Genomic DNA, 8,625 nt, shown 5'->3' on the forward strand with positions numbered 1-8,625 from the left:
TGTCGATCTTAGCCCAAAGAACAAAGCACTATTGGCTAAGCGTGACGACATTCAGGCGAAAATTGATGAATGGCACCGCAACAACAAATTTGAACTCGAAGCTTACAAAGCTTTCCTTACCGAAATTGGCTACTTGGTACCAGAAGTAGAAGATTTCCAAATTACAACTGAAAATGTAGACGAAGAAATCGCGTTATTGGCAGGCTCGCAACTGGTTGTGCCTGTGCGCAATGCGCGCTACTGCTTAAATGCAGCGAATGCGCGCTGGGGTTCTTTATACGACGCGCTGTACGGTTTTGACGTAATCCCTGAAGACGGCGGCGCGGAAAAAGGCAAGGGCTATAACCCGGTCCGCGGCGAAAAAGTTGTCGCATTTGCTAAAAACTTCTTAAATGAAACTTTCCCGCTGGCAAATGGCTCGCATGCCGATGCAGTCAAATATGCGGTAGAAGGCAAAAAATTAGCCGTTACTTTAAAAGACGGCTCAGCAGCGGCTTTGGCTAAAGAAGCGCAATTTGTCGGCTTTAACGGCGAAGAAGCTGCGCCAACTGAAATTGTGCTGCTGAACAATGGCCTGCACGTGGTTATTGAAATTGACGCGAACAGCCCAATTGGCAAGACAGATGCAGCCGGCGTAAAAGACCTGGTTCTTGAATCCGCTTTGACCACAATTCAGGACTTGGAAGACTCAATTGCCGCTGTAGACGCTGAAGAAAAAGTTGAAGGCTACCGCAACTGGCTGGGCCTGATGAAAGGCACTTTGGAAGAGTCTATCGAGAAAAACGGCAAAACCGTTACCCGCAAATTGAGCCAAGACCGCACCCACAAAAACTTGATTGGCGGTGAAACCAAGCTGCATGGCCGCTCTTTAATGCTTCTGCGCAATGTTGGCCACCTGATGACCAATCCGGCAATCCTTGTAGATGGCGCTGAAATCTACGAAGGCATCATGGATGCGTTAATTACCCCATTGCTGTCTTTTGCAGACATCAAAGGTGAAAACACCATCAAGAACTCGCGCAAAGGCTCAATGTACATCGTTAAGCCGAAGATGCACGGCCCGGAAGAAGTTGCATTTGCCGTGGAACTGTTTGAGCGCGCTGAACAGGCGCTGGGCTTGCCTGCGAAGACTTTAAAAATCGGCATTATGGATGAAGAGCGCCGCACTTCTGTAAACTTGAAGAACTGTATCGCGCAGGCGAAAGACCGCACGATCTTCATCAACACAGGCTTCATGGACCGCACAGGCGATGAAATCCATACCTTTATGGAAGCCGGCCCATTTGTCCGCAAAGGCGAAGTGAAATCTCAAATCTGGTTCCCAGCGTATGAAAACCGCAACGTCATGATCGGCCTGCAGGCTGGCCTGCGCGGCAAAGCGCAAATCGGCAAAGGCATGTGGCCAAAGCCGGATATGCTTTTGGATATGTACAAAACCAAGATTGAGCATCCGGAAGCGGGCGCAAGCTGCGCATGGGTTCCGTCTCCATCTGGCGCGGTCATTCACGCAATCCACTACCATCAGTGCAACGTGTCTGAGCGTCAAAAAGAACTGTTGAATACTCAGCCGTTATCATTGGATGACTTGCTGACACCGCCTTTAGCGGCAGACACCAGCTGGACTGAAGAAGAAAAAACCAAAGAGCTTGAAAATAACCTGCAAGGCATCTTGGGTTATGTAGTTCGCTGGGTTGACTTGGGCGTAGGCTGTTCTAAAGTTCCAGATATCAACAACGTAGGCTTGATGGAAGACCGCGCAACACTGCGTATTTCTTCTCAGCACGTTGCAAACTGGCTGCGCCACGGCATCGTATCTGCAGCGCAAGTTGAAGAAGTAATGCAGCGCATGGCGAAAATTGTGGATGAGCAAAACGCCAATGATCCGGAATATACTGCTATGGCGCCAAGCTTTGACGGCTATGCATACAAAGCTGCGTATGACCTGGTATTCAAAGGCGGCGAACAGCCTTCCGGCTATACTGAGCCTCTGCTTCACGCAGCGCGCTTAAAGCTGAAAGGCTATACAGGTGACTAAGCCTGCAAGCTGAAAGAAGCTTTTTCAGAATGCCAGTCAGTTCATAAATTGACTGGCATTTTTTAATTCCGGATTTTGCCTGATTCCTTAACTGTCTGGAGCTGCTTCTTCGGAGTAATGCCAGTCAGTTAAGAAATTGACAGGCTTTTTCTTTTTGAAACCCAAGATATTATTTGATACGCGGAAGTGTCATCCGCAACCTGCGTGGCATTTGAAATGGATTGTTTTTGCAAAAAGGCTATTTAAGTGCAGGAAGTGAACAGGTTTCGCGGATGACAAATGCTTTTGGTTCTTTTGGCGAAACAAAAGAACAAAACGAGCTCCAAATATCGAATTTAAAAACGATAAGACTCCGCCGTGAATAGCCCAACAAATTAAGGAGTTTACGGTGAAACTCCTTAACTGATCAGCATTACTTCTTCGGAGGCTTTTTTATTATCTAAACGTAAGCGGCGGCGTGAAGCGCTGGCTAAATCTGCCGGCTCACTTTAGAGTAAATTGAAATTAATTTATGGAAAGGGGCAGAGGGAATGGCGCATTATCAAAATTTAGAGCTGCAGTATATTGGCGGACAATGGCTGAAAGGTACCTCAACGCAATCCATTCAGAATATTAATCCGTACAGCCAAGACATTATTTTTAAGATGGCTGCTGCCAGCACGGTGGATGTGGACAGCGCCTATGCTGCTGCGGAAAAGGCATTTTATGGGCAGCTGATGCAATCCGCTGAACTGCGGAAATCAGTTATTCAAAAGCTGCAGGAAGTGATTCGCGCCAGGCGGGATGAGATTGTGGGCTGGCTGATCCGGGAATCCGGCAGCTCGCGCTTAAAAGCCAGTATTGAAGTGGACGCCGCGCTGGGCATTATTCAGGAAGCCGGCGCTTTTCCGGATAAAATGCTCACGGAACAGCTGGAAAGCAAAGATCCGCAGAGGCGCAGCTTCGTCCTGCGCAAGCCTTTGGGCGTTATAGCCGTAATCAGCCCTTGGAATTTTCCGTTTCATCTGTCGATGCGTTCGGTAGTGACGGCGATTGCCTGCGCCAATACGGTGGTGCTCAAGCCCGCCAGCGACACGCCCGTCACCGGCGGAACGCTGCTGGGAAAGCTGTTTGAGGAAGCGGGATTGCCGGCCGGCGCTTTAAATGTAATTTCCGGTTCAGGCGGTGAAATCGGCGATTACTTTGTCGAGCATGCTGCGCCTAAAATGATCTCCTTTACCGGTTCAACTGAAATCGGCCAGCGGGTTGGCGCCAAAGCAGTCGGCGGGGAAACGTTAAAGCGGCTGGCTTTAGAGCTGGGCGGCAATGCGCCTTTGGTGATTTTAGATGATGCGGATTTAGATTTGGCTGTTGAGCTGACCGTCATGGGGCGCTTTCTGCATCAGGGGCAGATTTGCATGAGCACCAACCGGGTCATTGCCGATGTATCAATTCATGACGCTTATGTTGAAAAGCTGCTGGCCCGGGTCAAGCAGATCGCTGTAGGCGATCCGGACAAAGCGGATACGCTGATTGGGCCGATAATCAATGCAGCTCAAGTGAAAAAACATCAGCAGATCATTCAAATTGCGCTGGAGCAGGGCGCAGAGCTGATCTATGATGGCGGGATTCAGGGCAATTTAGTTGCGCCGCATGTCTTTATCAATGTCGACCCTTCTGCAGATTTGGCGCAGGAAGAAAGCTTTGGGCCGATCTTGCCTATTCTGCAGGCGGAAAATGAGGCGCATGCGCTGGAGTTGGCCAACAGCACGCGCTTCGGCCTGTCCAGCGCTGTCTGTACCCGCAGTCTGGAACGCGGCGCCGGCTTCGCTGCCCAGCTGGATGCCGGCATGACGCATATCAATGGCATCAGCGTGGCAGACCATGCCAATGCGCCTTTTGGCGGCGAAAAGAACTCAGGCTTGGGGCGGTTCAATGGGCGCTGGATTTTTGAAGAATTCACCCGCACGCATTGGATGACGCTCCCGCTGTGAATGAAAACAAGCGGGCGGCAGCCTGCTTAGTCTGGCGCAGAGTTGATCTCTTGGGCCGCACTCTATTATGATGATCTATATTTTTTGAATGATTCAAATCATGTGCGCCAATTTTAAACCGCTGACCATTGCGCAGCTGCAGCAGTTAGGCTTGCCGGAGATTTCATTTGAATATGCAGATGAAATTTATCCTAATTATGAGCTGCCTTTGCTGTTTCAGTCTGCGCTGGGGCTGGAATGGCGCAAAGCGCATTTTGGCATGATCCCGAAATGGGCGGATGATAAATCAATTGCGCTGAAAACCTACAATGCGCGCAATGAAACCTTGATGCAGAAGCCGAGTTTCATTAACGCAGTCAGCAAATGCAAATTCGGCGCCATGCCGGTTGCAGAGTTTTACGAATCGAAATATATCGACAACAAGCCTCAGCGCTGGGGTGTCCGGCGCAGGAACGGACAAGCATTCTATATTGCTGCGCTGTATGATATTTGCCAGAAAGGCGGTGAAGTCATCCGCTCCGCCAGCATGATTACCATGGATGCTATTGATCATCCCATGATGAAGGAGTTTCATGAGCCTGGAAATGTCAAGCGCTCGGTGATTGTGATACCGCATCAGCGCTTGGAGGAATGGCTGAACTGGCGCAGTCCGAACATTCAGCCCTTTGTTGAAGGCTTTCCCGCTGATGAATTTGAATGTTTTCATGCGCCTAAGGCAAAAATCGAAAAAATCAGTCCCCAGCTGAATTTTTTCGATTGACCTATTGGCTGCCAATTAACGCGAAAGGTTCTTGAAGATATGCTTCAGGCTTTCCATAGTCTTTTCAATCTGAAGCGGCGTCAGGCCCTCAAAAGACTGCTCAAGCACGACATTGGTTAAGTCATTGATTTTTTGCGTCATCTGATGGCCTTTTTCAGTCAGGATGACCCGGGTAATGCGGGCATCATCTTCGCATGAATAGGTGTCAACAAAGCCTTCATCCTTTAAGCGGTAGACGATTTTGGTGGTGGTCGACATTTTGGAAACCATCATCTCAGACAGGTCTGAAACGCTGGCATTCGGTTTTGATTTCAGCGCAAGCAGAATGCGCCGTCTGGAATTATCCACTCCATACTTTTTCAAGGCGTGATCGACATTCAATACATACTGGGCATGCACTTGCGTGACCCAATAATAGGGAAAGCTTTCCAAACTGAAATTATCACCTACCGGCAAGAATTTTGAATATTTCTTTGTCATAAAGATCCCCGATTTTTTTGTAATTTTATTTGAGCGTGTCAGTATTTTATGAAAATTTAGGCTGCAATATCAATAGATTTTTAAAATATAAAATGCAAGGAAATCTGTCGTCCAGCTTCCTTTTTGCAGCTGTTTCAAATTAAGCGCGGCTGCCGGGAACAGACGGAGCATTGTTGCCTTTATGGCTTGTGTCCGCAAGTGTTTTAGCGTTTTTGCTGAAGGTTAATACTTTTTCATTTGCCATAGCGGTTAATCCTGTGCATTTTTAGATTTGGATTGGAAATATATGCATCTAAGCTGAAGCTGCAGATTATTAGGGGGAATAATCTTGGCTATGTTTTCATTTTAGTGAAAATTTCAGATTTAAAAATGCGGCTTTGCTGCAGAAAAATTCAGGCAATTCGGCCACAAGCCATCTCAATCAATATATTTTTTATCTAAACTTAATAAATGCTAATTTTAAACAATGGTTTATGTGGAGCGTTCATTGTTTTCTCATTTTAAGCGCTGAGTGTGACCGCGCAGTCTATTTTTGTCAGCGTTGAATTTCCCTGCGGCTGGCTACTTTGGAAGTCAGCTGCCGGAATTCTGGAAAAAAACGATATATTTATTAAAAAATGCAAAAAAATCATTACAAAATTCGCAGTTTATGCATAATAAAATTAACTTTGGCTATACAGGTTGTTTTTATGGATCCGTCGCCGTGCGCAGATCTGCTTAATTCTCTTCAAACTCATAGTTTTGGAGACAACATCTGATGGAATTCTTATTAGACCCCGGTTTGTGGGTTGGCTTAATTACTTTAATTATTCTTGAAATTGTACTGGGTATTGATAACCTGGTTTTTATCGCCATTTTGGCTGAAAAACTTCCTCCGGAACAGCGCGACAAAGCCCGCGTTATTGGCCTTTCGCTCGCTCTTGTGATGCGTTTGGGGCTGCTGTTCGCAATTTCTTGGTTAGTCACATTGACTAAACCGCTTATTACGCTCTTGGACTGGACTTTCTCAGGCCGGGATCTGATTCTTTTATTTGGCGGCCTGTTCCTGGTGTATAAGGCCGTGACTGAACTGCACGAAAAAATTGAAGGCAAGCCTGAAGTTAAATTAACTACCAAGGTGGTTTATGCCGGCTTTACTGCAGTTGTAGCGCAGATTGTGGTGCTGGATGCGGTGTTCTCCCTGGACTCGGTTATTACCGCAATTGGCATGGTGGACAACATTTATGTCATGATGGCTGCAATGATTGTTGCCATGGCCGTGATGCTGCTTGCGTCTAAGCCATTGACGTCCTTTGTGAACCGCCATCCAACTGTCGTGATTCTGTGCCTAAGCTTCCTGCTGCTGATCGGCATCAGCCTGATTGCGGAAGGCTTCGGTTTCCATATTCCAAAAGGCTATATTTACTCCGGCATTGGCGTTGCGATTCTGATTGAAGCATTCAACCAGTTTACCCAGCGCAATGTCGCGAAGCATGAAGCAAAAATTCCGCTGCGCCACCGCACCGCCGACAGCATTTTAAAGCTGATGGGCGGCAAGGTTGAATCTGCGGACGGCCAGCAGCAGGCTCAGGAAGCTTTTGCGGATGAAGAGCGCTATATGATTGGCGGCGTACTGACTTTGGCTGAGCGTTCGGTGGCTTCGATTATGACGCCGCGCAGCCAGATTTCCTGGGTGAACCTGAATGATACGCCTGAGCAGATACGCGAGCAGGTGCTTTCCGTGCCGCACAGCTTATTTCCGGTCTGCCGTGGCAGCATGGATAAAGTCATCAGCATTGTCCGCGCCAAAGAGCTGCTGGATGTGCTGGATGATGAAGCGGAGCTGAAAGACTTGATCAAGAAGCACCGTCCAATCTATATCTTTGAAAAAATGAAGGTGATTGACGCCATCAATACCTTGCGCACTTCAAAGGGTTCATTGGTGATGGTGTCGGATGAGTTTGGCAATGTGCAGGGCCTGATTTCACCGCTGGACGTTTTTGAAGCGATTGCCGGCGAATTCCCGGACGCTGATGAGCAGCTGGATTTGGTGAAAATCAATGACAAGTCATGGAAAGCATCCGGCATGCTGGACTTGTACCAGCTGGAGTTGGAGCTGGGCATGCTGGATCTGGTTGAAGATGATGCCGGCTATATCAGCGTATCTGGACTGATTCTGGATAAGATGCATGGCAATGTTGAAGTGGGCACCGAGCTGGACTATCAAGGCATCCAGTTTAAAGTGACGGAAATGGACGGAAACCGGATTAAGACGGTTTTGATCCGCGCTTAATCCGCCGCCGTGAATTGATGAATGCCAGCTTGTTTCAGGATGAGCTGGCATTTTTTATTCAAGGCAGGGCGCGCTTTGCGTTTTAGCTTGAGGCCGGGTATAAAGAGCTGAGCTTTTCCGGGTGAAAAATATCCGGCAAATTTAAAAAGCAAAGTTGCTGAAATAATTCAGCTTTAACAGTGAAGCATTGCCTGCTTAAAAAGCTGTTCAGCAGAAGCAGCCAAGTTAAGCATAAAGCCAATGCCGTTATTGGGTATGAAGAATGAAAAAAATAACAGCTGCTGCGGAATTGACCTTATGAAAATAGTAGAAACCATCATAGACTTTGCCCGGCTGCCTTAAGAAGAAAAACACCGGATTTTTCAGCAAGGCTGGGCATTTGACCAGCAGATTTTCCCCAATGCGGCTCGGGAGCAGTTGCAGCAGCATGTCTATGACAAGGATGCGGTTTCTGTCCCAATTGTGCAGTACCGTCATGATGGCAAGCTGATAGAGCAGAATATTATCCAAATTTTAACGCTGCGGCTGGCTGAAAAGCCGGTTTTGATTGTCAGTTCACGGGCCGGATTTTTGCCTGAATACCGCCGGCGCGGCCAGGCCGATGCGCATCAGCAATTCTTTATGCAGCATGCGCCTGATGTGCATTTGCCGCCTGGATTTCAGAACTATAGCTAAATTCTAAAGTCTGTATGACGCATAATTGCTTATAAAAGATGATTGCACTGAATTTTATCCGCGTTAACTATTTCGGCAATTAACGATGGCGCTTGCACTGCCTCATTTTTCCTTTAGAAATTTAGATGCCTTTGCGCAGGCAAGTCCCGACTTTGGAAAGACCCAAAGTCGGCAAAAGTCTTTTGTTGCCCATACACGGCATCCTGAGCCAGTTTTAAGCACTGCTTTAAAATGCAGCGCAAGGGATGGGCAACGTGCGGCATCCATGCCGCACTCATGTATCCAAATTTTATTTGACACAAGGGTCTATGGAACTCGAAGCTGAAGGGATTTTCGCGGAGTCGTTTAAAAAAACTTAGCCATTATATAGCTGATTTTTGAAATCCATATCACACATAATCTCCCATAAAATATGCTTTCATTAGGTTTT

Annotated in this window: 6 protein-coding genes; 4 read left to right on the forward strand and 2 right to left on the reverse strand. The window is 47.4% G+C overall.

Annotated features, from left to right (window positions below):
* The 3 genes from RSA72_RS10680 to RSA72_RS10690 form a co-directional block, all read left to right on the forward strand.
* A partial coding sequence (locus tag RSA72_RS10680; protein WP_332633167.1) for a malate synthase G occupies positions 1–2,035 on the forward strand: 2,035 nt, incomplete at its 5' end.
* A 530-nt stretch (positions 2,036–2,565) separates the two neighbouring features.
* Positions 2,566–4,008, forward strand: coding sequence for an aldehyde dehydrogenase family protein (locus tag RSA72_RS10685; RefSeq protein WP_332623527.1), 1,443 nt, complete (start codon positions 2,566–2,568; stop codon positions 4,006–4,008).
* 100 nt (positions 4,009–4,108) lie between these two features.
* Positions 4,109–4,768, forward strand: a complete 660-nt coding sequence (locus RSA72_RS10690; RefSeq protein ID WP_332623528.1) for an SOS response-associated peptidase family protein — start codon at positions 4,109–4,111, stop codon at positions 4,766–4,768.
* Positions 4,769–4,783: 15 nt separating this feature from the next.
* Here RSA72_RS10690 and RSA72_RS10695 read toward each other — a convergent pair whose 3' ends face one another.
* On the reverse strand, positions 4,784–5,248 hold the full coding sequence (locus RSA72_RS10695; RefSeq protein WP_068912390.1) for a MarR family winged helix-turn-helix transcriptional regulator: 465 nt from the start codon (positions 5,246–5,248) through the stop codon (positions 4,784–4,786).
* Between the two features lie 757 nt (positions 5,249–6,005).
* Between RSA72_RS10695 and RSA72_RS10700 the strand changes: the two genes are divergently transcribed.
* Positions 6,006–7,520 (forward strand): TerC family protein, encoded by a 1,515-nt coding sequence (locus RSA72_RS10700; protein WP_332623530.1) that lies wholly within the window; start codon positions 6,006–6,008, stop codon positions 7,518–7,520.
* Between the two features lie 246 nt (positions 7,521–7,766).
* On the opposite strand, the gene RSA72_RS10705 is transcribed toward RSA72_RS10700, so the two are convergent.
* Positions 7,767–8,030 carry a hypothetical protein gene (locus RSA72_RS10705; protein ID WP_332623531.1) on the reverse strand — a complete coding sequence of 88 codons (264 nt, stop codon included), beginning with the start codon at positions 8,028–8,030 and terminating at the stop codon, positions 7,767–7,769.
* Between the last annotated feature and the right edge of the window lie 595 nt (positions 8,031–8,625).

Source organism: Acinetobacter sp. (genome assembly GCF_036659555.1).
Classification (GTDB): Bacteria; Pseudomonadota; Gammaproteobacteria; order Pseudomonadales; family Moraxellaceae; genus Acinetobacter.

What these genes read in the sequence shown, in the direction of transcription:
- RSA72_RS10685 (WP_332623527.1), top strand. Translation starts at nt 2,566, where the DNA reads ATGGCGCATTATCAAAATTTAGAGCTGCAGTATATTGGCGGACAATGG.
- RSA72_RS10690 (WP_332623528.1), top strand. Translation starts at nt 4,109, where the DNA reads ATGTGCGCCAATTTTAAACCGCTGACCATTGCGCAGCTGCAGCAGTTA.
- RSA72_RS10695 (WP_068912390.1), bottom strand. Translation starts at nt 5,248, where the DNA reads ATGACAAAGAAATATTCAAAATTCTTGCCGGTAGGTGATAATTTCAGT.
- RSA72_RS10700 (WP_332623530.1), top strand. Translation starts at nt 6,006, where the DNA reads ATGGAATTCTTATTAGACCCCGGTTTGTGGGTTGGCTTAATTACTTTA.